Annotated in this window: 19 protein-coding genes; 14 read left to right on the forward strand and 5 right to left on the reverse strand. The window is 66.3% G+C overall.

The window, feature by feature from the left end; all coding sequences use genetic code 11:
- Nucleotide 1: 1 nt before the first annotated feature.
- The gene (glyA, locus tag GK109_RS04155; protein ID WP_321215701.1) at nucleotides 2-1297 is read right to left on the reverse strand and encodes a serine hydroxymethyltransferase; all 1296 of its coding nucleotides are present in this window, start codon (nucleotides 1295-1297) and stop codon (nucleotides 2-4) included.
- Between the two features lie 279 nt (nucleotides 1298-1576).
- On the opposite strand from glyA, the gene purU reads away from it, so the two are divergent.
- The 3 genes from purU (at nucleotide 1577) to GK109_RS04170 (ending at nucleotide 3751) form a co-directional block, all read left to right on the forward strand.
- Complete coding sequence (purU, locus tag GK109_RS04160; RefSeq protein ID WP_321215700.1) at nucleotides 1577-2437, forward strand: formyltetrahydrofolate deformylase; 861 nt, start codon at nucleotides 1577-1579, stop codon at nucleotides 2435-2437.
- A 30-nt stretch (nucleotides 2438-2467) separates the two neighbouring features.
- On the forward strand, nucleotides 2468-3130 hold the full coding sequence (locus tag GK109_RS04165) for a class I SAM-dependent methyltransferase (protein ID WP_157238764.1): 663 nt from the start codon (nucleotides 2468-2470) through the stop codon (nucleotides 3128-3130).
- Nucleotides 3131-3232: 102 nt separating this feature from the next.
- Nucleotides 3233-3751 carry a gamma carbonic anhydrase family protein gene (locus tag GK109_RS04170; protein ID WP_157238765.1) on the forward strand — a complete coding sequence of 173 codons (519 nt, stop codon included), beginning with the start codon at nucleotides 3233-3235 and terminating at the stop codon, nucleotides 3749-3751.
- Here GK109_RS04170 and GK109_RS04175 read toward each other — a convergent pair.
- Together GK109_RS04175 and GK109_RS04180 are read right to left on the reverse strand one after the other, a co-directional pair.
- Nucleotides 3748-5481, reverse strand: a complete 1734-nt coding sequence (locus tag GK109_RS04175) for an NAD(P)/FAD-dependent oxidoreductase (RefSeq protein ID WP_197432396.1) — start codon at nucleotides 5479-5481, stop codon at nucleotides 3748-3750. The two genes, GK109_RS04170 and GK109_RS04175, sit on opposite strands and share 4 nt — an antisense overlap.
- Nucleotides 5478-7025, reverse strand: a complete 1548-nt coding sequence (locus tag GK109_RS04180; protein WP_157238766.1) for an amino acid permease — start codon at nucleotides 7023-7025, stop codon at nucleotides 5478-5480. Before GK109_RS04180 ends, GK109_RS04175 begins: the two co-directional genes overlap by 4 nt.
- 109 nt (nucleotides 7026-7134) lie before the next feature.
- On the opposite strand from GK109_RS04180, the gene GK109_RS04185 reads away from it, so the two are divergent.
- The gene (locus tag GK109_RS04185; protein ID WP_157238767.1) at nucleotides 7135-8760 is read left to right on the forward strand and encodes a PucR family transcriptional regulator; all 1626 of its coding nucleotides are present in this window, start codon (nucleotides 7135-7137) and stop codon (nucleotides 8758-8760) included.
- A gap of 13 nt (nucleotides 8761-8773) precedes the next feature.
- On the opposite strand, the gene GK109_RS04190 is transcribed toward GK109_RS04185, so the two are convergent.
- The gene (locus tag GK109_RS04190; RefSeq protein WP_370460392.1) at nucleotides 8774-9568 is read right to left on the reverse strand and encodes a carbon-nitrogen hydrolase family protein; all 795 of its coding nucleotides are present in this window, start codon (nucleotides 9566-9568) and stop codon (nucleotides 8774-8776) included.
- Between the two features lie 200 nt (nucleotides 9569-9768).
- On the opposite strand from GK109_RS04190, the gene GK109_RS04195 reads away from it, so the two are divergent.
- The 9 genes from GK109_RS04195 (at nucleotide 9769) to GK109_RS04235 (ending at nucleotide 21217) form a co-directional block, all read left to right on the forward strand.
- Nucleotides 9769-10959: an ROK family transcriptional regulator gene (locus GK109_RS04195; RefSeq protein WP_157238769.1), complete on the forward strand. Its 1191-nt coding sequence runs from the start codon at nucleotides 9769-9771 to the stop codon at nucleotides 10957-10959.
- A 131-nt stretch (nucleotides 10960-11090) separates the two neighbouring features.
- Nucleotides 11091-12647 carry a multiple monosaccharide ABC transporter ATP-binding protein gene (gene mmsA, locus GK109_RS04200; RefSeq protein WP_157238770.1) on the forward strand — a complete coding sequence of 519 codons (1557 nt, stop codon included), beginning with the start codon at nucleotides 11091-11093 and terminating at the stop codon, nucleotides 12645-12647.
- Nucleotides 12648-12692: 45 nt separating this feature from the next.
- Nucleotides 12693-13976 carry a multiple monosaccharide ABC transporter permease gene (mmsB, locus tag GK109_RS04205; protein WP_157238771.1) on the forward strand — a complete coding sequence of 428 codons (1284 nt, stop codon included), beginning with the start codon at nucleotides 12693-12695 and terminating at the stop codon, nucleotides 13974-13976.
- 48 nt (nucleotides 13977-14024) lie between these two features.
- Nucleotides 14025-15122, forward strand: coding sequence for a sugar-binding protein (locus GK109_RS04210; protein WP_157238772.1), 1098 nt, complete (start codon nucleotides 14025-14027; stop codon nucleotides 15120-15122).
- A 212-nt stretch (nucleotides 15123-15334) separates the two neighbouring features.
- Nucleotides 15335-16405 carry a Gfo/Idh/MocA family protein gene (locus GK109_RS04215; protein WP_157238773.1) on the forward strand — a complete coding sequence of 357 codons (1071 nt, stop codon included), beginning with the start codon at nucleotides 15335-15337 and terminating at the stop codon, nucleotides 16403-16405.
- Nucleotides 16406-16589: 184 nt separating this feature from the next.
- Complete coding sequence (locus tag GK109_RS04220; protein ID WP_157238774.1) at nucleotides 16590-17504, forward strand: hypothetical protein; 915 nt, start codon at nucleotides 16590-16592, stop codon at nucleotides 17502-17504.
- 94 nt (nucleotides 17505-17598) lie between these two features.
- The gene (locus GK109_RS04225; RefSeq protein WP_157238775.1) at nucleotides 17599-19242 is read left to right on the forward strand and encodes a hypothetical protein; all 1644 of its coding nucleotides are present in this window, start codon (nucleotides 17599-17601) and stop codon (nucleotides 19240-19242) included.
- A gap of 278 nt (nucleotides 19243-19520) precedes the next feature.
- Nucleotides 19521-20741: a serine/threonine-protein kinase gene (locus GK109_RS04230; RefSeq protein WP_157238776.1), complete on the forward strand. Its 1221-nt coding sequence runs from the start codon at nucleotides 19521-19523 to the stop codon at nucleotides 20739-20741.
- Entirely contained in the window at nucleotides 20738-21217 is a 480-nt protein-coding gene (locus tag GK109_RS04235) for a hypothetical protein (RefSeq protein ID WP_370460393.1), read from the forward strand. Before GK109_RS04230 ends, GK109_RS04235 begins: the two co-directional genes overlap by 4 nt.
- A 36-nt stretch (nucleotides 21218-21253) precedes the next feature.
- Here the strand turns inward: GK109_RS04235 and GK109_RS04240 are convergent, their stop codons facing one another.
- Complete coding sequence (locus GK109_RS04240; protein WP_157238777.1) at nucleotides 21254-22177, reverse strand: LysR family transcriptional regulator; 924 nt, start codon at nucleotides 22175-22177, stop codon at nucleotides 21254-21256.
- A gap of 83 nt (nucleotides 22178-22260) precedes the next feature.
- Between GK109_RS04240 and GK109_RS04245 the strand changes: the two genes are divergently transcribed.
- The gene (locus GK109_RS04245; RefSeq protein WP_231754794.1) at nucleotides 22261-23184 is read left to right on the forward strand and encodes a DMT family transporter; all 924 of its coding nucleotides are present in this window, start codon (nucleotides 22261-22263) and stop codon (nucleotides 23182-23184) included.
- Nucleotides 23185-23195 lie beyond the last annotated feature (11 nt).

A 23195-nucleotide genomic window follows, 5' to 3' on the forward strand; every position in this document is an offset into this window, starting at 1 on the left:
GTCACCACTGCTCGTGCTGCGGGTACAGCGGGAAGTCGGCGGCCAGCTTGTCCACGCGCGCCTGCAGGGACTCGACGTCGGCACCGGTGCCGGCCTTCAGGGCGGTGGCGATGATCTCGGCAACCTCGGTGAACTCGGCGGCCCCGAAGCCGCGGGTGGCCAGTGCCGGGGTGCCGATGCGCAGGCCGGAGGTGACCATCGGGGGGCGGGGGTCGAACGGAACGGCGTTGCGGTTCACGGTGATGCCCACCGAGTGCAGGAGGTCTTCGGCCTGCTGTCCGTCCAGCTGGGAGTTGCGGAGGTCGACAAGGACCAGGTGCACGTCAGTGCCGCCGGTCAGGACGGAGACGCCGGCGTCGGCGACGTCCGCCTGGTTGAGGCGGTCGGCGATGATCCTGGCGCCTTCCAGGACGCGCTCCTGGCGCTCCTTGAATTCCTCGGTGCCGGCGATCTTGAAGGCCACGGCCTTGGCTGCGATCACGTGCATCAGCGGGCCGCCCTGCTGGCCCGGGAAGACGCTGGAGTTGAGCTTCTTGGCCCACTCCTGCTTGGCCAGGATCACGCCGGAGCGCGGCCCGGCGAGGGTCTTGTGCACTGTGGAGGTGACGACGTCGGAGTGCGGAACCGGGCTCGGGTGCAGTCCGGCGGCAACCAGGCCGGCGAAGTGGGCCATGTCGGTCCAGAGAAGGGCCCCGACCTCGTCGGCGATGGAGCGGAAGGCAGCGAAGTCCAGGTGGCGCGGGTAGGCGGACCAGCCGGCGATGATGACCTGCGGCTTCTCGGCGATGGCCTGTTCGCGGAGCTTGTCCATGTCGATGCGGAAGTTGTCTTCCTCAACCTGGTAGGCAGCAACTTTGTACAGCTTGCCGGAGAAGTTCAGCTTCATGCCGTGGGTCAGGTGGCCGCCGTGCGCCAGGGACAGGCCCAGGATCTTGTCGCCGGGAGTGATCATGGCGGACAGGGCCGCGGCGTTGGCCTGGGCGCCTGAGTGCGGCTGGACGTTTGCGTACTCGGCGCCGAACAGGGCCTTGACCCTGTCGATGGCCAGCTGCTCGGCAATGTCCACGTATTCGCAGCCGCCGTAGTAGCGGCGGCCCGGGTAGCCCTCGGCATACTTGTTCGTGAGGACGGAGCCCTGGGCTTCCATGACGGCGCGGGGGGCGAAGTTCTCGGAGGCGATCATTTCCAGGGTGCCGCGCTGGCGGCCGAGCTCCTGGTCAAGGACTGCTGCGATTTCGGGGTCGAGCTCGGCCAGCGGCTGGTTGCTGACGGCGGTAGTGGAGGTGGCTGTAGTCACGAAAGAACTCCTGGCTAGGCGTACGGGCACTGCTAAGGTCAGGCTACCGGCTGGCGCACCTTCACACCGCACTGATGACAGCGCGCTGGAAGCTGCAGGCATGGTGCTGCAGTACTGACGCAGGTGCAGCCCCGAATCCGGCAAGACATGACCCTCGGCCCAGGCGTACGATCCGTGGTCTTCGTGATTGCCGCTCCCTGGTGGTTAGCCACCCAACGCCAGTTGCGACCCTCTCAGCGTACCAAACCCGGGCGCCGCAGCGCGGGTAGGCTTGTACGCGTGAGTGAAGAGCAGCTGAACCAAGCCTACGTAGTTACCCTGTCCTGCCCGGACCGTCCCGGAATTGTCCACGCGGTGGCCGGCGCCCTGCTGGTGGCGGGCTGCAATATTACGGATTCGCAGCAGTACGGCAGCCCTGCCACGGGCAACTTCTTCATGCGGGTAGAGGTGACGACGGCGGCGGCCAAGTCCGAGCTGCGCGCTGCCCTTGAGCCGGTGGCCGAGGCGTTCGGGATGCAGTGGAGCCTCAACACCGTGGGCCAGAAAGTGCGCACCCTGGTCATGGCCAGTACCTCTGCCCACTGCCTCAACGACCTCCTGTTCCAGCAGCGCTCCGGGACGCTGCCCATCGAGATCCCCGCCATCGTCTCCAACCACCAGGACCTCGCCGGGCTCGCTGAGTTCTACGGCATCCCGTTCCACTACATCCCGGTCACCCCGGACACCAAGGCCCAGGCGGAGGACAAACTCCGGGCCATCATGGCCGAGCACGACATCGAGCTGACCGTCCTGGCCCGTTACATGCAGATCCTCTCCGATGAGCTCTGCACGGAGCTGACCGGCAAGGCCATCAACATCCACCACTCCTTCCTGCCGTCCTTCAAGGGTGCCAAGCCCTACCACCAGGCGCATGCCCGCGGTGTGAAGCTCATCGGCGCCACCGCCCACTACGTGACAGCGGCGCTGGACGAGGGTCCCATCATCGAGCAGGAAGTCATCCGGGTGGACCACGCGCGGACGCCGGAACAGTTCGTGCAGATGGGCAGGGACGTGGAAGGCCGCACCCTGGTCCAGGCGGTGCAGTGGCACGCAGAGCACCGCGTGCTCCTGGACGGCAACCGGACCGTCGTCTTTAACTGACGGCCGTCTTAAGGAAGGCGGGGAGGCGGGATGGATCCGGCCACTACGGATGCCGAGCGGCGCCTCGCCGACTTCTACAACCGCCGTGCCGCCTCCGGGGCTGACTACCCGCCGTCGCATAGCCGTGTGGAGCAACGCGACCGCTTTATTGCCCTGCTGAAGTCCGAAGGGCGGCATTCCGTCCTGGAAGTGGGGACCGGGACCGGGCTCGACGGCCTGAAGTTCGTTGAGGCCGGCATCCACTACACGGGCGTGGACCTCGCCGAAGGGCAGGTCCGCCGGGCCAGGGCGCGGGGCCTTGACGTCTCGGTGGCCAGCGTCCGGGCCCTGCCGTTCCCCAGCGGCGCCTTCCCTGCCCTGTGGACCATGAGCACGCTGCTGCACATTCCCGCCAGCGAGATCGATGCCGTCCTGGCCGAGCTGGTGCGGGTCGCCGCGCCCGGCGCCCCGATCGCCGTCGGCCTCTGGTCCGGTGAGGATGAAGAGGTGCTGAATCCGGAGGACGACGACGGCGAGCCCCGCTTTTTCAGCCGCCGCAGCGACGCCACGGTCCGGGAAGTCTTTGGCCGCCACGGCAGGGTCGAGGACTTTGTCACGTGGCCGGAGGGAACAGGCGCCGAGTCCGGCCCCGGCGCCGGGCACTGGACGCAGCACTACCAGTTCCTGGTCCTGCGCACCCCTCACCGCAGGTAACCCCGAACCCAACCAGGTAGCGCCAAGTGTCGTTTTGAGGTTTCAAAACGACACTTGGCGCTACCTGGTTGGGGTGGGGCGTAGGTGTCCTAGGCTTGGCGCATGGCTCCTCTTTACCCTTTCGCCGGAAACACCCCGGCTGTCCACGATTCCGCCTTTGTCGCACCCACGGCGTCGATCATCGGCAACGCCACCCTCGCCCGGGATTCCAGCGCCTTTTACGGTGTCTCCGTGCGGGCTGACACCGCCGTCATCACCGTCGGCGAGGGCAGCAACCTGCAGGACAATGTGGTGCTGCACGCGGACCCAGGCTTCCCCTGCACGGTGGGCGAACGCGTCAGCGTGGGGCACGCCGCCGTCGTCCATGGCTGCACTGTGGAGGACGACTGCCTGATCGGCATGGGCGCAACAGTGCTCAACGGCGCAGTGATCGGCGCCGGCTCGCTGGTAGCGGCCGGCGCCGTGGTGCTCGAAGGCACCGTTGTCCCGCCCCGCTCGCTCGTGGCGGGCGTTCCGGGAAAGGTCCGCCGGGAACTCACCGACGAAGAGTACGACGGCGTCCGGGCCAACGCCGCGCGCTACGTTGAACTGGCCCGGGCCCACCGGGAGCTGCACGCCTAATCGAGGCTGATCGGCCCGATCGCGTCCAGCAGCTCGCCCGGACCCGGGTTGCCCGGCGCTGACGAGCCGCCCAGGTGGTTCACCACGCCCCACACGGCGTTAAGGCCGGTGGTCACGGCGCCTTCCGCCCAGCCGGCGGTGAAGGAGACGTCGTCGCCGGCCAGGAAGATCCCGCGCTGGGAGGCCGGCAGCGCGTCCTGCTTGAAGTGGGTGAACAGCCGCTGCTGGTACCGGTAATGGCCGGGCAGGTTTGCCTTGAAGGCGCCCATGAAGTTGGGGTCGGCCTCCCAGGACACCGTAATGGGCTGGCCCACGATGTGGCCGGCAATGTCCACGCCCGGGTAGATCTGCTCGAGCGAGTGCAGCATCAGTTCCACGCGTTCGTCAGCGTCCAGCGCCAGCCACTTCAGTGCGTCGTCGTTCCACGTGTAGGAGAGCAGGATGACGGCGGGCTTGTCCGGGCCGTTGTCCAACAGGTAGGTGGCGCGGTTGAGCCGGTCGGTCAGCGTCATGGACAGGACCTCGTTGCCGGTGTCCGGGTCGATGTCCTTCCAGAACGGCCGGTCCACCATGACGAACGTCTTGGAGGACTGCATGTAGTGCGAGCGTTCGATCGCTGTCCACAGTTCGGCGGGGAACAGCGCCTCCTCGGTGTGGATGCGCGTGGACAGCAGCCAGGACTGGCATGTGGCCACCACTGCGGGGTAGGTGGCTTCGCGGCCCCACCGTTCGCGGATCCGCAGGTTGCCGTCGGCGTCGCGGCTGATCCGGCCGACTGCGCCGCGGGGCGAACCGGAGTGCAGGGAGGCCAGGGACGTTCCTTCCGGCCAGTGCACCATGCCCGACGGCGCGTGCTGCCACAGTGCCTCGGGCAGCCTCTGCGCTCCGCCGCTGATGAGGCGGTGCTGGTCGTCCGCGTCGGTGTAGACCACGCGGAGGATCTCCAGGATGGAGTTCGGGAAGTCGGTGTCCCATCCGCCGGTGCCGAAACCCACCTGGCCGAAGGCCTCCCGGTGTGCGAAGCCCGCCTCCTTGAAGGACTCGCTGGCCGCAATGAAGCCGTAGAAGGTCTGTTCGTCCATCAGCGGCAGCAGGCCGTTCCAGAGTTCCTTGATCCGGGCCGTGTCGCGGGCTCGGATGGCTTCCTGCATCTCGACGAACTTGGCGCCGTCGTTGACGGCGGCCTTCCAGGCGTCCGCCACTTCCCTGAAGAACGGCGGCAGGTCGCCGGGCTTTTCCGCATAGTGCTTCTTGCCGGCCAGCTCAATCACGGTGCTGGACGTGGCCGGGGACAGCGGGTTGGGGAACTCCTGGGTGTCCAGCCCCAGCAGGTCCACGTAGTGGTAGAACGCCTTGCCGGATTCCGGGAACCGCATGCCGCCGAGGTCCGCCACCACTCCGGGCGCCGCGGGGAATGAGGCGGTGCGGAGGCGCCCGCCGATCTGGTCCGCTTCATAGACCACCGGCCGCAGTCCGAGCTTCATGAGCTCGTAGGCGGCGACCAGGCCGGACAGGCCCGCCCCGATGACGGCCACCTCGGTCCCCAGCAGTTCAGGTGGAACAGAGCCCAGTCCGTCCGGGTGGGCCAGGTAATGGTCGTAGCTGAACGGAAAGTCCGGGTTCAGCATGGTGATGGGGCCGGCGGCGGCGCCGTCTCCCGTAGGGCCGGCGGCCCGGGTGGCCGTGGTGCTGGACGGATCTGAGGCCGGCAGTTCGGTGGCGGTGGTCATGGAAGTTCTGCCTTTGACGGTTCGGGGGTGGGCTGTGGTGAAAGTTGCGGTCCGGCAAGTCCACGGTATTCCTCGTTGCTGAGGGCCGCCAGTCGCGAGTTCCGCCGGCCGTAGCCGAAGTAGGCGGCAGCGCCCACCAGCATCCAGAGGGCAAAGACCACCCAGGTGTCTGCGCCGAGGTTGACCATCAGGTAGGCGCACATGGCGGCCCCGAGGATGGGCGTGAGCGGGAAGAGCGGCACGCGGAAGGTCCGCTCCAGCTCCGGCCGGGTACGGCGGAGGTAGACGACGGCGACGTTCACCAGTGCGAAGGCGAACAGGGTGCCGATGCTGGTGGCGTCCGCGAGCGCGCCGAGCGGCACAAGGCCGGCAGTGAGCGCGACGGCGATGCCCACCAGGAGCGTGCCGGCAACGGGGGTGCCGGTGCGGCGGGAAACGCGGCCGAAGATTTTCGGAATGAGGCCGTCGCGGGCCATCGACAGCAGGATGCGCGTCTGCCCGTACAGCACGGTGAGGACGATGCTGGCAATGGCCAGGACGGCGCCCACCGCGAAGACCAGGGCAATCCATGGCTGGCCTGTGGTTTCCTCAAGGATCTTCACCAGGGCGGCCTCGGTCCCGTCGAACCAGCCCCACGGCCGGGCGCCGATGGCGGCAACCGCAACCAGGACGTAGATGGTGGTGACGATCAGCATGGAGAGCATGATGGCGCGGGGCAGGTCGCGCTTGGGGTCGCGGGCTTCTTCGCCTGCGGTGGAGGCGGCATCGAACCCGATGTAGGAGAAGAACACCCGGGAGGCGGCGGCTGAGACGCCGGCTGCGCCCATCGGCAGCAGCGGCTCGAAGTTTCCGGCGTTGAACGCAGTGAAGGCTACGACGCAGAAGAACAGCAGGATGCCCACCTTCACCACCACGATGGACGTGTTGATCCAGGCGCTCTCCTTCGCGCCGCGGACCAGGAGGATCGTTGCGAGCACCACGATGACCATGGCCGGGACGTTGACCAGGCCGCCGTCCCCGGGCGGCTGGGACACCGCGTCCGGGAGGACGGAACCGAACACCGCCAGCGCTTCATTCACATACTGCCCCGCGCCCACGGCGACTGCGGCGACGGACACCGCGTACTCCAGCACCAGGCACCAGCCGCAGATCCACGCCATCCCCTCGCCCATGGTGGCGTAGGTATAGGAGTAGCTGGAGCCTGCCACCGGGACCATCCCTGCCATCTCGGCATACGAAACAGCGGACAGCAGCGCTGCCAGGCCGGCGATCGCGAAGGAAATCCAGATGGCGGGCCCGGCCAGCGGAACGGATTCGCCCAGGATCACCAGGATGCCGGTGCCAAGGGTTGCGCCCACGGAGATCATGGTCAGCTGAAGCACCCCGAAACTGCGGACCAGGCGGGGGCCGCCGTCGTTGCTTGCCGCCTCGCTGACCATCTGGGCGATGGGTTTGCGGCGCAGCAGTTGCGCGGCCAGGGTCGGGCGGCCGCTTGTTCCGCTGCTGCCGGCCGGTGCGTGACCGGAGAGTGTAGGCACAGTCATCGTTGACGTCCGTTCGTGTCGGTGAATGGTTGAACTGGTTTCCCCTCCCCCAGCGTAGGGTTGTGAGGAGCATCTCAACGATGTGCAAAGTGACCTATAGTCTTCATTCATGAGACGCAATGCACCATCCGCCAGTGACCGCCCGGACCAGCTGGACGCCGTAACGCTGGAACGGTTCCTGGCAGCCCTGCCGCGCGAAGTGGTGGTGCTGAACGACGCCGGCAACGGGCAGGCACCGCTGCGCTGGGTGGAACCCAGCGAACTGGAGGACCCCACGCCGTACCTGCTCGACGGCGAATTCGTCCTCACGGCCGGACTGCCCTTCCGTGAGGGCGGCGGCAGCGGCCCCGCGAGAGCGGATGAGTACGTCCGGCGGCTCGTGGCTGCCGGGGTTGCGGCCCTGGGCTTCGGCCTGGAGCCGTATTACGACGCCGTACCCGCCCACGTGGTGGCGGCCTGCCGGCAGCACGGGCTCACCCTCGTGGAGGTCCCGGCCACCGTTCCCTTCGCCGCCCTGGGCCTTGAGTTTTCCAAGCTCCTCGAATCCGGCAACGCGCAGGTGTTCCGCCAGTTGGCGGAGACCAACCGGCACCTCATGAGGGCGGTCCTTTCCGCCCGGCCGGAACACGAGCTGCTGGCGGCGCTGATCCAGCGTGTTCCCGTATGGGCCGTCCTTGTGGGCACGGACGGGAGGGTGCGCGCCCGGGCGGGGGCCGCCGTCGGGCTCTCCCAGCTGCAGCCGCTGCTCAAACGGCTCCTCAGCGGCAGCGGCCCCCGCGTGGAGACGGAAACACTGGAAACGTCCGAAGGATCTACCTTGGTGTTCGGCCACCCGCTCCGGAGCACCAGGGACGCCACGCTCGGCAGCCTGGTGCTGGGCACGGGCAGGCCGCTCACCCCGGCGCAGAACAATGTGGTGTCCTCCGTGGTGGGCCTGCTGGAGTTGCTCGTGCGGCAGCGGACCAGCGGCTCCCTGGCCCCCAGCCAGCTGGCCACAGCCCTGCTCCTCCACCCGGAGAGCCTGACCGACGGCAACAGCCGCGGGCTGGGCAGCCTTCAGGACTTGCTGGCCCAAAGCGTCTCGGGAACCAGGCAAGGCCAGGTCCGGGTGGTCCAGGGGGTCCGGGCACAGGCCGCTGCCGCCCCTGCAGCCGACGGGCCGGTGCGGGAGCTGCTCCAATGGCGCAGGCTGTTCGACACCAAAATGGTGGAGCTCACCGATTATGGGTTCACGGCCGTGACGAGGCTCAAAGTTGACGAGCCACTGCTGTCCGAGGTGGAACAGCTGGGCTGGCGGCTGGTGGTGGGTGAACCCACGGGGCTGCCAGGCCTCGCCGACGCGTACCGGAGGGCCAGCGCCCTGCGCCCGCGCGTGGCGGCGGCAGGAAGGAGCCTCAGGGAAGAGGAGCTGACGTGGTCCGTTACCGGCCTGCTGGGCAGCGATGCGGGCGCCCTGCTGGCCGCGCGCATTCTCGCGCCCGTCCTGGAGCTCGACGCCGAACGCCGGGCCTCGCAGCTACGGCTCCTTCGGTCCTGGCTGGCCGCCCACGGAAGCTGGGACGCCACCGCCAAGGACCTTGGGCTGCACCGGAACAGCGTGCGCCGCCAGATCAATGCCGTGGCGGAGCTGCTGGGCATGGATCTGGGGCAGGCCCAGGCCAGGGCCGAGCTGTGGATCGCGCTGCAGTATGCGGAGGACGCTGCACCGGACGGCCAGGTGCGGGACAGCGCGTAGCTGTGGGCCCGGTTCAGAGGCCCCAGGACCGGTAGACGTCCGGGCGGCGCTCATCCAGGTACGGAACGGCCCGGCGCTCACGGGCGGCGGCGCCAGGATCCACCTCGGCATAAAGAAGCTGCGGCTCCCCGCCTGCCTCCGCCAGCAGCCCGCCGTCGGGCCCTGCAACAACGCTGCCGCCGAGGAACCTGCACCCGTCCTCCTCCCCGGAGTGGTTGGCGTAGGCGATGGTCAGCTGGCTCTCGAGTGCCCGCGCACGGAGCAGGACCTGCGGGACGTCGTCGAAGCCGTGCGCCAGCGCGGTGGGGACCAGCAGCAGCTCCGCCCCGCCCACGGCCGCGGCCCGCACGGACTCCGGAAATTCGACGTCGTAGCAGATCACCATCGAGGTGGGTATCCCGTTGAAATCCACCACACCGGGCCGTTCCCCGGCGGGGCTGAAGGCCGCCCGCTCGTCGGGGCCGAACAGGTGCACCTTGCCATAGCTGAGCAGGTTCTTGCCCCTTGCGTCCACAAGGGTGGCGCTGATCTGCCAGTCCCCCTGCCCGGAGAGGCGGGGAAGGCTGTAGACCAGTGCGATGCCGTTGTCGCGTGCGATCCCGGCCAGCCGCTCCTGGAGCGCCGGCAGGAGGGAAGGCTCCAGTTCCGTGCGCACCCGGCGCGGGGCATAGCCCACGGGGAAGAGCTCAGGGGTGACCAGGACTGCCGCCCCACGGGCAGCCGCATCCCGGGCAGCAGCGGTGATAGTGCGGCAGTTGGCCTCAATGTCGAGGACCGCGGAGTTAGCCTGCAGAACTGCCAGCAGCACTGGCCCACCTTCCATATCCGGGGCCCCCGGGTGGGGCCCTCTGTCCAGAGTAGCGAGGCCTCAGCCGCGCCCCCAGGACTGTTTGCACCCTCCCACACCCGTCCGAGGGCGGATTGACTTACCCGTCCACAAAAGGATCAAACCCATCCGATGCGTTAACTTCTTGACTACAAGACTGGGGATAGGGCAATCTTCTTAGCATGTCCGCAATCCCGCGCTCAACGAGGAGCAAGCCCAAGAATCCCGGCTCCCAATCCGCCCTGCGGCAGCTGAACCAACAACGGATCATTGAAACGCTGATGGTCGGCCCCGCCACGCAGGCCGAACTTGCCCGGCAGACAGGCCTCTCCACGGCGACGGTTTCCAACATCGTCAAGATCATGCTGGATTCCGGCCTGGCATCGGCGGAACCTACCACCAGTTCCGGCCGCCGCGCACTGAACGTCCGGCTGAATAGCAACGGTGCCGTGGCCGTAGGCATCGACTTCGGGCGACGGCACCTCCGCGTGGTCCTGGCCTCGCTCAGTTACCACGTGATCGCGGAGGAATCCGTGATGCTTCCCCTTGGCCACCAGGCCGAAGAAGGGGTCCAGGCGGCAATGGCCCTGTTGGAGAAACTGCTGCGGGAAAGCGGTGTCGAACGCACCGCCGTGGTGGGTGCCGGCGTCGGAATTCCCGGTCCCATCGACCGGCGCACCGGGACGGTGGCGCAGGGGGCCATCCTGCCGGAATGGGTGGGCATCAACATCCTCCAATACCTTGAAGAAACGCTAAAAATCCCGGTTTTTGTTGACAACGACGCCAATCTGGGCGCCTGGTCAGAGGTGACCTGGGGGCACCATTCGGGGGTCAGTAACCTGCTCTTCCTCAAGATCGGATCCGGCATCGGTGCCGGACTTATCCTCAACGGCGCCCCCTACTACGGGAACGTGGGAATCACCGGCGAAATTGGCCACGCCACCATCCACGAACAGGGATTGGTGTGCCGCTGCGGCAACCGCGGATGCCTGGAGACCATCGCCTCCACCACCACCATGATCGAACTCCTCAGCCGCGGCGAAGACCGGCCGCTGACGCCCGCGGACATCGTGCGCAAGGCCCTGGCACGGGACTCCGCCACGCTCCGGGTGATCGACGATGCAGGCCTCGCCGTAGGCCGCGCCCTGGGCAACGTGGCCAACCTGATCAACCCGGAAGTGATAGTGGTGGGAGGCCCGCTGGCAGGCCTCGGCGACATTCTCCTGGACCCGATCAGGCGGGGTCTCATCAGGCACGCGGTGCCTGTCATCGGCGAGACCACAACCCTTGCCATGTCCTCCCTGGGGGACCGGGCGGAAGCGCTCGGGGCGGCCGCCCTGGTGTTCCAGCATGCCGGAATCCGCAAGACGTAGACCGTTTCGTTATGCCCGGTTTGCGTTAAAGACTTGACGACAACAGCAGTGATCCAGTTTACTTTTGGATCAGACGGCCCTGCGCTTTGCCGGCCGGACAAAGAAGTCATTGCATTGGAGGGTTAGGGTTCATGACGTCCCAGACCACGCAAACGGAACCGATCATCCTTGAGATGCGGTCCATCACCAAGGAATTCCCCGGCGTTAAAGCGTTGGACAACGTGAGCCTGCGCGTGAAGGCCGGGGAAATCCACGCCATCTGCGGCGAAAACGGCGCCGGCAAATCCACCCTGATGAAGGTCCTCTCCGGCGTCTACCCGTACGGCAGCTACGACGGCGACATCGTCTACCAGGGCCAGGTGCAGCAGTTCCGGGACATCCGGGCCAGCGAACATGCCGGCATCGTGATCATCCACCAGGAACTCGCGCTGATCCCGGAACTGTCCATTATGGAGAACATCTTCCTGGGCAACGAGCCCACCAAGCGCGGCGTCATCGACTGGGCAGAAGCGCGGCTTCGTTCCCTTGACCTGCTGGCCCGCGTGGGCCTGCGGGAGGACCCGGAAACGCCCATCAAGGAAATCGGCGTAGGCAAGCAGCAGCTGGTGGAAATCGCCAAGGCCCTGAACAAGTCCGTGAAGATCCTCATCCTGGACGAGCCCACGGCCGCTTTGAACGAGTCTGATTCCCAGCACCTGCTGGACCTGATGCTGGGCCTGAAAGCCAAGGGCATCACCAGCATCATCATTTCCCACAAGCTCAACGAGATCGAGCAGATCGCCGATGAGATCACCATCATCCGTGACGGCAAGTCCATCGAAACGCTGAACGTGAAGGCCGACGGCGTGGACGAGGACCGCATCATCAAGGGCATGGTGGGCCGCGCGCTCGAATCCCGGTTCCCGGACCACACGCCCAAAATCGGCGACGTGTTCTTCGAGGTCAAGGACTGGACCGTTGCACATCCCAATGTGCAGGACCGGCTGGTCTGCAAGAACTCAAGCTTCTTCGTCCGCCGCGGCGAGATCGTGGGGTTCGCCGGCCTGATGGGCGCGGGCCGCACCGAACTCGCCCGCTCCGTTTTCGGCCGTTCCTACGGCCGCTTCATCAGCGGCCACATCTACAAGGACGGAAAGGAAATCACCCTTAAGTCCGTCCGGCAGGCCATCGATGCCGGGCTGGGCTACGTCACCGAAGACCGCAAGTCGCTGGGACTGAACCTGCTGGACGACATCAAGACCACCACCGTGTCGGCCAACCTTCGCAAGATCAGCCGTAATTTCGTAGTGGACCCGAACCAGGAATTCACCGTGGCGGAGCAGTACCGCAAGTCGCTGCGCACCAAGACTCCGTCGGTGGAGGAAGGAGTCGCGAAACTTTCCGGCGGCAACCAGCAGAAGGTGGTCCTCGCCAAGTGGATGTTCACCGACCCCGACCTCCTGATCCTGGACGAACCCACCCGCGGCATCGACGTTGGCGCCAAGTACGAGATCTACGGCATCATCCAGCAACTGGCCAACCAGGGCAAGGGAGTCATCGTGATCTCCTCGGAACTCCCGGAACTCCTTGGCCTGTCAGACCGCATCTACACCATTTTCGAAGGCGCCATCACAGGTGTCCTGAACAAAGACGAGGCCAGCCAGGAAAGCCTGATGAAACTGATGACCTCCGCCCGTAAAGCCGCCTGATCCCCTGGATCATCCCAGAACCTTCCGGACACAAGGACTGACACCATGAACGCCCTCAAAAAGCTGTTTGGCGGAAACACCCGTCAATTCGGCATGATCTTCGCCCTGGTGGCACTGATCGTCTTCTTCCAGATCGCCACCGAAGGCCGGACCCTCACCCCCGGCAACGTCATCAACCTCTTCAACGGCAACTCCTACATCCTGATCCTGGCCATCGGCATGGTCCTGGTGATCATCGCCGGCCACATCGATCTTTCGGTGGGCTCCGTGGCTGCGTTTGTCGGCGTCACCGTAGCCCTGGCCATCCGCGACTGGGGCATCCCCTGGTACGCCGGCGTGCTGCTTGGCCTGGTACTGGGCGCGGTGATCGGCGCCTGGCAAGGCTGGTGGACCGCCTACGTGGGCATTCCGGCCTTCATCGTGACCCTGGCAGGCATGCTCCTGTTCCGCGGCTTCAACCAGTTTGTGGGCAAGTCCAACACCATTCCGGTCCCCGCCGATTTCCAGTACCTCGGCTCCGGCTACCTCCCCGAGGTGGGCCCCAACTTCGGCTACAACAACCTCACCCTGCTGCTGGGCATCGCGGCCGTCGCATTCGTAGTGTGGGGCGAGCTCCGCTCCCGGGCCCGGGCCAAGGCACTCGGCGCCGAAGTACCCGAAATGTGGGTCATGGCCCTCAAGCTGGTCCTGATCTGCGGCGCCATCCTCTACGCCACGTACCTGTTCGCCACGGGCCGTCCCGGCACTTCGTTCCCCATCCCGGGCCTGATCCTGGCCGTACTGGTACTGCTGTACGGCTTCATCTCCTCCCGCACCATCCTGGGCCGCCATGTCTATGCCGTGGGTGGCAACCGGCATGCTGCCGAGCTCTCAGGTGTCCAGTCCAAGAAGGTCAACTTCCTGGTCATGATGAACATGTCCATCCTCGCCGGACTGGCCGGCATGATCTTCGTGGGCCGCTCCACCGCTTCAGGACCGTTCGACGGCGTCGGCTGGGAACTTGACGCGATCGCCGCCGTTTTCATCGGCGGCGCCGCGGTGACGGGCGGCGTGGGCACCGTCGTCGGCTCCATCATTGGTGGCCTGGTCATGGCTGTACTGAACAACGGCCTCCAACTGCTCGGCGTCGGCGCGGACCTCACCCAGATCATCAAGGGGCTGGTGCTCCTGATCGCCGTCGCTTTCGACGTCTACAACAAGAGCCAGGGCAAGAAGTCCATCATTGGCCTGCTGATGAGGGGCGGCCGTCCCTCCGGCGGCGGCCCCAGCACCCCTCTCCAGCCCGACGAAACCACCTCCACCAAGGAAGCGATCGCCAGGGAAGCCTAGCAATTAAGCCTGAACAGCGTTACACCACTAAAAGAAAGAGAACCAACAATGCGAATGATTGGCAAAGCAGGGAAGGCAGCAGCAGTAGCTGCCATTGCAGCACTGGCGCTGACAGGCTGCGGACGGTCTGAAACCCCGACAGGCGGCGGCACCGCAGGCGCCGGCGGCTTCGAACAGAATTCCTCCATCGGTGTCGCGCTCCCGCAGAAAACCAGTGAAAACTGGGTCCTCGCCGAGAAGTTGTTCAATGACGGCCTTAACGGTGCCGGGTTCAAGGCTGACGTCCAGTTCGCCAACGGCGGCGTGTCCGAACAGCAGAACCAGATCAGCGCCATGGTCACCAAGGGCGCCAAGGTGATCATCGTGGGAGCCATCGACGGCTCGCAGCTGGGCACCCAGCTGAAGCAGGCCAAAGACGCCGGCGCCACGATCATCGCCTACGACCGCCTGTTGCTGAACACCGAGAACGTGGACTACTACGTGGCCTACGACAACTTCAAGGTTGGCGAGCTCCAGGGCCAGGCGCTGCTGGAAGGCCTCAAGGCGAAGAAGCCCTCGGGCCCGTACAACATCGAACTGTTCGCCGGCTCCCCCGACGATGCCAACGCGAAGGTCTTCTTCGACGGCGCCATGAGCGTCCTGAAGCCCAAGATCGACGACGGCACCCTCAAGGTGCTCTCCGGCCAGACCACCTTCGAGCAGGCAGTGACCCAGGGCTGGAAGGCTGAAAACGCCCAGCGCCGCGCTGACACGCTGCTTACCGGCAGCTACGGCAGCGCGTCCCTGGACGGCGTCCTTTCCCCGAATGACACCTTGGCCCGCGCAGTCCTGACTGCCGTCAAGGGCGCCGGCAAGCCGCTTCCGGTGGTGACCGGACAGGACTCCGAGGTTGAATCCGTCAAGTCCATCATGGCCGGCGAGCAGTACTCCACGATCAACAAGGACACCCGCAAGCTCGTTGAACACGCCATCACCATGGTGAAGGACCTCCAGGCAGGCAAGACGCCTGAGATCAACGACAAGGACTCCTACAAGAACGGCGTCAAGACCGTTCCCGCATACCTGCTGGAACCGGTCATCGTCACGGCCGCCAACGTGAAGAGCGCCTACGTCGGCGATCCGGTCCTGGAACCGATCACCAAGTAAGCAACCTTTTTGCAGGAAAGCCCGGCCTCCACACGTTGGAGGCCGGGCTTTCCTGTGCCACAAGGGATACGGCTTCGTGGCACGCTCATAACAGCCGCTGACGGAGGAGCCAGTGCGCAGCCGGAGTGCCGTGCCCGCCACCCGCGAACCCCTTATCACTTTCCGCAGGTCATAGCGGATCCCTCCAGCACTGCAATGAGAGGATGGGCACCATGAGTGCGCCCATCGCGAAGCCGTGGTTGTTCAGCCAGCCAGACCAGGATCCCCGTTCCGCCACCGGAGCCCCCCTCCGCTGGGGAATCATCGCCACCGGCGGCATTGCCCGCTCCGTGTCCCAGGACCTGGCCTTGCTCGCAGATGCCGAACTGTATGCCGTCAGCTCGAGGGCCCAGGATACGGCCGACGCCTTTGCGGTTGCATATGACTTCGCGAAGGCCTACGGCGAGGACGGCGGTGTGCCCGGATACCAGCGGCTGCTCGCAGATGAGGAGGTGGACGTTGTCTACGTGGCGACGCCCCACGCGCAGCACTACGAAATGGTGCTTGCGGCGCTTAACGCCGGTAAGCACGTCCTGTGCGAAAAAGCCTTCACCATCAACGCCCGCGAGGCAGCCGAACTCATCGACCTCGCCCGAAGCCGCAAGCTTTTCCTCATGGAGGCTGTCTGGAGCCGCTTCCTGCCGAGCATGCAGCGGGCCTTTGAGATCGCAGCGTCCGGAGAGCTCGGCGAAGTCCACTGGGTAACCGCGGACCTTGGCTTTCCGGCCCCCTACTCCCCCACATCCAGGCTGTGGGCCAGGCAGGACGGAGGCGGAGCGCTGCTGGACATTACGGTTTATCCGCTGCTCTGGGCCCTGGGCACCCTCGGTTTTCCGCAGACGGTTAGCGCCACCGGCTTCATTAACGACGACGGCGTGGATGCCCAGAACGCCCTGACGCTGGGCTACAACCACGGAGCGCAGGTGCAGCTTACGTCCTCATTGTTGGCCCACGGTCCCCGGACCGCCACAGTTGCGGGCAGCCTCGGCTTCCTCCAGAGCGTGGGCTCCATCAATAACCCCGGGGAACTGACGGTGTCCACAGGTTGGGACGAGCGCCGGACCGAAGCTTTTGATGTGGTGGGCCGAGGGTACGCATACGAACTGCGTGAAGTAACCCGCTGCATCCAGCAGGGCTTGACCGAGAGCCCGGTCATGCCACTGGAGGACACGTTGAACACCATGCGGCTCTTTGACGGGGTCCGCGCGCAGCTCGGCGTCAGCTATCCAAATGACCGGCACTGACCAGCGCACACCGGGAACCCTTTGATCGCCGCGTCAACTCTGTGACCGGGCCGCGACCGTCTGTGATTCCTTCGACCTGAGGTTTTCGATTTTGTCGAGTTGTTTTAGCAGCCCCTAGACTTCCTGCAACATTCGGTCTTAGGCTATAGCCACTCGAATGCAATCAGTACTGGGGGTGGTACGCATGGCTGGTGATCGCTCGCCGTTGCGTGCCCTTCGGCCGGTGTTCCTTGCCGGTGCTGCCGCCCTCACGTGGCTGACGTTTTCGGCATCCACGGCTTCGGCCGATACCCTTTCGGACGCAACTACGCTGTTGGGGGGCGTCACCGGTTCAGTTTCGTCGGTGACGGAAAAGCTGCCTGTTGCTCCCGCACCCGCCACGCCCAAACCTGAGCCGGTTTCCTCACCGGGGCTGCTGACGCCCCTCGTGGGAGACGCCTCGGGCCTTGCAGACCAGCTGGTTTACTCGGTACCCGTTGTAAACCATGTGGTGCCGGCCGAGGCGGTATCGGTCATCTCCGTTCCTATTGCTCAGGCAGCCGACGCCGCGGCGGCGGAATTGACGGAGGCAGTAATTTCACCTGTCGCCGAGGCGCTGCCGGTGCTTGATCCTGTGCTGCAGCCTGTTTTGGACTTGGTAACAGGCTCGGCACCGCTGGCCGTTGAGCTTCCCGACCTGCCCCTCGTGAGCGGCGACGGGGAAAGTCCCGCCAGCGCCGGAACTGTCCCGGCAGGCGTCGAAGCTGCCTCCACGGCGCCTACGTCGGCCATTCCGTTTGTTGAGGCTGCTTTTGCTACTGGTGCCGCGCCTGTTGGTGGGGTTGCCCCTGCTTCTTCAGCGTCGTGGACGTCTGTTGACCGCCCCGATTCTGCCCAGGATCAGCCGACGGCGGACCCCTCGCCCGCCCCTTCCCAGGCTCCGGCCGTACCCGCTTCGGGCACGGGAAGCAGCGCGGCCTCCGTGGGATCGTACGGTGCGGCGGCCTGGTTAAGCGCCTTCAATTTTGACACTTCAGCGCCCGGCGCCATCCGCGCCGCGGATATTTCTGATCACGCTCCTGCACCGGTGTCCTTCGACCCCGGTTCCCGTCCTGACTAGTTGAGACCCGTCTGCCCTCTCGAGGCAGAACACGGACAACGCGGGTTGCTGTCCAAGCAGCCCGACACCTCAACTTCTTTCAGGAGACATCATCATGAGTGCGAACCTTCGCAGGGGGCTGCTTGGCACCCTCTTCGCCGGCGGGCTATTAGCCCTCGGCTGCACCGCGGCGAACGCCGCGGACACCACCAGCGGATCGGATCTCTCCGCATCCGCCCTTATCTCGGCGGCGGCCGCTGATTCGGCGTCGTTGGACCTGCTGGGTGGCCCAACGCCGTCCGATTCAACGGCCGTCGCCGCGGTCGTGGACGCGGCAGTCAACCTTGGAACGGTCACCGGAACCGACAACGGCACCACAACCGATCTCACTGCGGCAGCCGCCGTCGACCTTGGCACCGGCACCAACGGCACCGGCACAACCACCACCGATGTGGTTGTCGCCGCGGACGCAAGCCTGGGACTCGGAAACACCGCAACGGCCGACTCAACCACCGCGGACGTGGCCCTCGCCGCCGACGCAGCCCTCGGCCTCGGAACAGTCACCGAAACCGGCAACGGCACCGCAGACCTCACCGCGGCAGCCGCCGTTAACCTCGGCACCGGCACCACCGGCACGGATACGGCCGCAACCGATCTGGCCGTCGCTGCGGATGCCGTCGTCGTCCTCGGCACCGGCACAACCACTGCCGACGCGGCCCTCGCCGCAGAAGCAAGCCTGGGACTCGGAAACACCGCAACGGCCGGCTCAACCACCGCAGACGTGGCCCTCGCCGCCGACGCAGCCCTCGGCCTCGGAACAGACACCGAAACCGGCAACGGCACCGCGGACCTCACCGCAGCAGCAGCTGTCAACCTCGGCACCGGCACCAACGGCACCGGCACAACCACAGCCGACGCGGTTGTGGCCGCAGACGCGGCCCTCGGCCTCGGAAACACCGCACCCGCCGGCTCAACCACCGCGGATGTGGCCCTCGTCGCCGACGCAGCCCTGGGCCTCGGAACAGTCACCGAAACGGGCAACGGCACCGCGGACCTCACCGCGGCAGCCGCCGTCAGCCTCGGCCTCGGCACCACCGGCACGGATACGGCCGCAGCCGATCTGGCCGTCGCTGCGGATGCCCTCGTCGACCTCGGCACCGGCAACACCGGCACCACCGGCGGGCTCGCCGCCGCCATTGACGCAGCCGTAGACCTCGGCCTTGGCGGCAACAGCACTGAAGGCACCAGCGGTGGCCTCGACACCGTAGTGGATGCCGTCGTCGGCCTTGGCACCGGCACCAACGGCACCACCGGCGGAGCTGATGCCGTCATCGGCCTCGGCATCGACCTTGGACTGGGCGGTGGCAGCACCCCCGGAACTGACAACCCGGGCACCGTAGATCCCGGGACCGACGGCAACACCGGAGGCGCCGGCACCATAGACCCCGGCACCAGCACCCCCTCCACTGACACGGGCACGGGTACGGGCACGGGCACGGGTACGGGTACGGACAACGGAACCGGTGCCGGCACCTCCAACACCGATGGTTTCCCGGCAGCCCCTGCTGCCGGCTCCACGGCAGTTGGCGGCGTCATCGCCGTCGACACCGCAGCGGGCAGCACCGGTCTCCGCAGCGTCCCGGCCCAGGGCAGCGCCACCGCCCTGGCCAAGACGGGCGTGGACACCTCACTGGTCCCCCTCGCCCTGCTGCTCCTCGTGGCAGGACTCCTGATGTTCCGTAAGCGGAAAGTGTCCTGACCTGAACGCTCTGATGGTGCCTGCGCCACGCGCCTGAAGCGGCAGCAGCGAGCAGGCTGAGGGAAAGGAGGTGAGACAGGAAAGAACGCAAGACCTTACACAACATGTCTTCAGCACACATGTCCTTGTGACCGATGGTCCGGCAGCGAAAGGCTCGTCTTTCGCTGCCGGGCCGTCGGTGTGCCCTGCCGTGAAGCACGGCATTATCCCCGGCTGAACCAGCGCGCCCGTATAATTTGACGTACGAGAGTGCCGCAGCGCACCGGGAGGAACGGGACATGGTGGCGGAATCGCCTAGCTCCATCAAGAATGAAGTGGTTGGCGGACGTTATCGGTTGGGTGAGGTTATTGGCCGCGGCGGTATGTCATCGGTTTACTGTGCCCGGGACGAAAATCTGGGCCGGGACGTAGCACTCAAGCTCTTCGCACCGCAGGCCCCCGACGCCGACGAACTGAAACGCCAGGAAGCAGAAATCCGGCTTCTTGCCACACTGAACCACCCGGGACTGGTGACACTTTTCGACGCCGGGATCGATACCCGGATACCGGACGAACCGCGCCCGTTCCTGACCATGGAACTCGTGGAAGGCCAGGACCTCAGAAGCCGGATCCGGCACAGCACGGTTCCCCTTGATGAGTTGGCCGTCATCGGCGCGGGGATCGCCGACGCACTGGCCTACGTCCACGGACTCGGCATCATCCATCGGGACATCAAGCCCGGCAACATCCTGCTGGTTCAGATACGTCCCGGCGAACCCCTGCGGCCAAAGCTGACCGACTTCGGCATCGCACGGATTGTTGATTCAACCCGGCTGACCGCCACGGGAACCATGGTGGGCACCGCTGCCTACCTCAGTCCCGAGCAGGCACTGGGCCAGCCCCTTGCGCCGTCGACGGACATCTATTCGCTGGGCCTGGTGCTGCTCGAATGCATCAAGGGAACCGTGGAGTATCCTGGCAGCGCGGTGGAATCGGCCGTGGCGAGGCTTCACCGTGCACCGGAAATTCCCGAGGACCTGCCATCAGAATGGGCTGACCTCATCCGGTCCATGACCGCCATAGAACCGCTTGAACGGCCGCATGCCGCGGACATCGAAACTGCCCTGCGGCAGGCCTTGGTTTCGCCCGCGTCAACGCCCGGGGAAATTGCGCCCGAAACCACGCGGGTACTGCCTGCCATGCCATTCCGCCCTCCCTCCATTACCGCCGAGGAATCGGTGGAGGAGATTCTGGAGGCCGCAGGGCCCGGTGCTGCCGGGGACCGGGAACCGGCCGGGACGACGGACGCCCTGAACCGGGACCGCGCGAAAGGCATAAAGCCCAGGACCAAGCGGTTCTGGCTGGCAGCCATCCTTGGCCTTGTGGTGATTGTGGCCGCTATAGCGGCAGTGATCTTGACCTTGTCCACTCAGTCCACACCCGACGTCGTGCCCTATCCCACGGTGACCGGGGTCCTCGGCGAGCATCTGGAGCAACTCCAGAAGAGCGTGGAGCCGTGACGTTTCCTTCGGACCGCGGACGCCAGTCTGTGCTGGGATTTTCCGCGGTCCTGCTGGCTGCCGGACTGCTGAGCGGCTGCGGCACAGCGGATACGGGGCTTCAGCGTTCAGCCGCACGGCAACTGCAGGCCCGCGTGCTTGAAGTGACGCAGGCTTCGTCGCAGGACAACCCCGCCGCCGCACTGAAGGCACTCGAGGGGCTCGAGGCTGAGTTGGAAGCGGCACAGACCGGGGGCCGGATTTCGGAAGAACGGCGCCGGAGCATCACCACGATCGCCGCGGCCGTCCGGGCAGACCTTAATGATGCCGTTGCGGCGGCTGCAGCAGACAAGGCAGCGGCAGAGGAGCAGGCCGCCAAGGAAACACAGGCCGCCGAGACCCGAGCGCCCGCCGTCGAAACTCCTGCACCGGCTCCTGTACCCGAAACCAGCACCGGCAAGAAGGACAACGAGGGCAAGGGAAAGGGAAACGGCTGACGCGGAGGGTACCTGGCGCTGCCCCAGGACAACGGCTCAAGCCGCTCCGTGGGCGGCAGCGGCACCCGGCAGCGCCGCGGCCTTACCGGTGATCTGGTTCAGGACCGCGGCGAGCGCGGCCCAGGTACTGTTGCCGCGCCGGGTACGGGCGTAGGCGCGCACGCGGACATCCGGGGAACTCAGCGGAACAAGGGCGACGCCGGCCCGCGGTTCCCGGTCGGCAGGCAGCAGCCCCACGCCCATCCCGGCCAGGATGAGGTCCTCAACCAGCTCGAGGCTGTCGGCCTGATGCCTCACCCGCGGCTCAAAGTCCCCCATCGATGCGAGCAGCCGGAGGACTTCCTCGTCCGCCCTGTTCCGTGAGTTGCCGATCCAGTCGCGGTCCCGGAAGGCCGCTAGGACCTCCGGAGCGGTGCCGGCAACGGGTGCCGCTGCCTCGGGGACGCCGAGGCTCCAGGGTGTGCTCCACAAGTGGATGGAATCGAAGGCGGCGCCGGTGCTGTCCGGGGCAAGGTTGTAGTCGTACGTCAAAGCCAGATCCACTGAATCGGCAGCAAGCAGTGCCAGGGCTTCGGCAGGCTCGTGCTCCCGGACTTCGAGTTTGACGCCAGGGTGGGTGACGGCGAGCTCCCCGACGATGGGCATCAGGATCTTACGGACAGCCGTGACGAAGCCGGCAACCCGGACTGTTCCGGCTGGCTCGGCACCCGGGTCGAGCTCGGCAGTGGCCGCCTCCACCGCCGCCAGGATGGTCACCGCGTGATCGGCGAGCCGCCGCCCGGCAGGGGTGAGGCGCACGCGCCGGCCGGCGGGTTCGAGCAGCGCGGTGCCGGTTTCCCGCGCCAGCGCCGCGATCTGCTGGGAGACGGTCGACGTCGTCGTGCCCAGTGAGTCTGCCACGTTCCGCATGGAGCCCTGCCGGGCCAGTTCAAGCAGGACTTCCAAGCGACGCGTCTCCATACAGTTATTGTCCATATTTTACGGACAATATGTGAAGAATTATCACGTGGACGTAGACGTTTTACGTACGGTCTACTGGCTCCATGCCATTTTCACAACAACACTTCAACGGTGTGCGCTCCGGAACAGCAATGGCCGGCGCCGCCATGTGCTGCGTCCAGCTGGGCCTGGCCGCTTCAGTAGGCCTGTCCGACCGCCTCGGCTCCGACGGCGTGGCGTGGCTGCGCCTCATCTGGGCCGCTCTGATCCTGGTGGCCTTCACCCGACCGTGGCGCTCCCGGTTCAGCCGGCGGGGCCTGGTCACGTGCATCCTGCTCGGCCTGGTGACGGCGGGCATGACGCTGATGTACATGGCCGCCGCCGTCCGGATTCCGCTCGGCACCGCCACCGCCCTGGAGTTCCTGGGTCCCCTCTCCGTCGCAGTCCTCCGCGGACGCAAGGCGGGACGCTGGTGGGCGCTTGTTGCCGCTGCCGGCGTGGCCGCCCTGACCGAACCGTGGCACGGCGGGACAGACCCCGCCGGTGTCCTCTTTGCCTTGGGCGCCGCCGCATGCTGGGCAGGCTATATCCTCCTGACCCAGCGGGCCGGTGATGAAGTCAACGGCCTCCAGGCACTGGCAGTTTCCATGCCGGTGGCCGCAGTGGCAACCACGCTGCTTGTCGGGCCGGCTCCACTGGCGCATCTTGACTGGCCGCTGCTCCTGGTGGGAGCAGGCCTGGCCCTGCTGATGCCGGTGATCCCCTTCAGCCTCGAACTGCTCGCCCTGCGCCGCCTGAAGGCCTCCGCATTCGGAACACTGATGAGCCTGGAGCCGGCCATCGCCGTGGTGATTGGATTCCTGGTCCTGGGCCAGCTGCCCGGGCCGGCCGCCTTCCTGGGCATCGGGCTGGTCGTCGCGGCAGGCATCGGGGTGACGCTTCAGGCAGGCAGGGAAAGGCCGGCGGACATTGGAGTGATGGACGACGGCGGGCCGGTAGCGGCGAAGGGGGCGGCGTCCCGCTCCTGACCAAGCGACGC

It is taken from the genome of Pseudarthrobacter sp. GA104 (genome assembly GCF_009741265.1).
Lineage (GTDB): Bacteria > Actinomycetota > Actinomycetes > Actinomycetales > Micrococcaceae > Arthrobacter.

Coding starts and splice junctions, on each gene's coding strand:
- GK109_RS04165 (WP_157238764.1), top strand. CDS start 2,468: ATGGATCCGGCCACTACGGATGCCGAGCGGCGCCTCGCCGACTTCTAC.
- GK109_RS04170 (WP_157238765.1), top strand. CDS start 3,233: ATGGCTCCTCTTTACCCTTTCGCCGGAAACACCCCGGCTGTCCACGAT.
- GK109_RS04175 (WP_197432396.1), bottom strand. CDS start 5,481: ATGACCACCGCCACCGAACTGCCGGCCTCAGATCCGTCCAGCACCACG.
- GK109_RS04180 (WP_157238766.1), bottom strand. CDS start 7,025: ATGACTGTGCCTACACTCTCCGGTCACGCACCGGCCGGCAGCAGCGGA.
- GK109_RS04185 (WP_157238767.1), top strand. CDS start 7,135: ATGAGACGCAATGCACCATCCGCCAGTGACCGCCCGGACCAGCTGGAC.
- GK109_RS04195 (WP_157238769.1), top strand. CDS start 9,769: ATGTCCGCAATCCCGCGCTCAACGAGGAGCAAGCCCAAGAATCCCGGC.
- mmsA (WP_157238770.1), top strand. CDS start 11,091: ATGACGTCCCAGACCACGCAAACGGAACCGATCATCCTTGAGATGCGG.
- mmsB (WP_157238771.1), top strand. CDS start 12,693: ATGAACGCCCTCAAAAAGCTGTTTGGCGGAAACACCCGTCAATTCGGC.
- GK109_RS04210 (WP_157238772.1), top strand. CDS start 14,025: ATGCGAATGATTGGCAAAGCAGGGAAGGCAGCAGCAGTAGCTGCCATT.
- GK109_RS04215 (WP_157238773.1), top strand. CDS start 15,335: ATGAGTGCGCCCATCGCGAAGCCGTGGTTGTTCAGCCAGCCAGACCAG.
- GK109_RS04220 (WP_157238774.1), top strand. CDS start 16,590: ATGGCTGGTGATCGCTCGCCGTTGCGTGCCCTTCGGCCGGTGTTCCTT.
- GK109_RS04225 (WP_157238775.1), top strand. CDS start 17,599: ATGAGTGCGAACCTTCGCAGGGGGCTGCTTGGCACCCTCTTCGCCGGC.
- GK109_RS04230 (WP_157238776.1), top strand. CDS start 19,521: ATGGTGGCGGAATCGCCTAGCTCCATCAAGAATGAAGTGGTTGGCGGA.
- GK109_RS04240 (WP_157238777.1), bottom strand. CDS start 22,177: ATGGAGACGCGTCGCTTGGAAGTCCTGCTTGAACTGGCCCGGCAGGGC.
- GK109_RS04245 (WP_231754794.1), top strand. CDS start 22,261: ATGCCATTTTCACAACAACACTTCAACGGTGTGCGCTCCGGAACAGCA.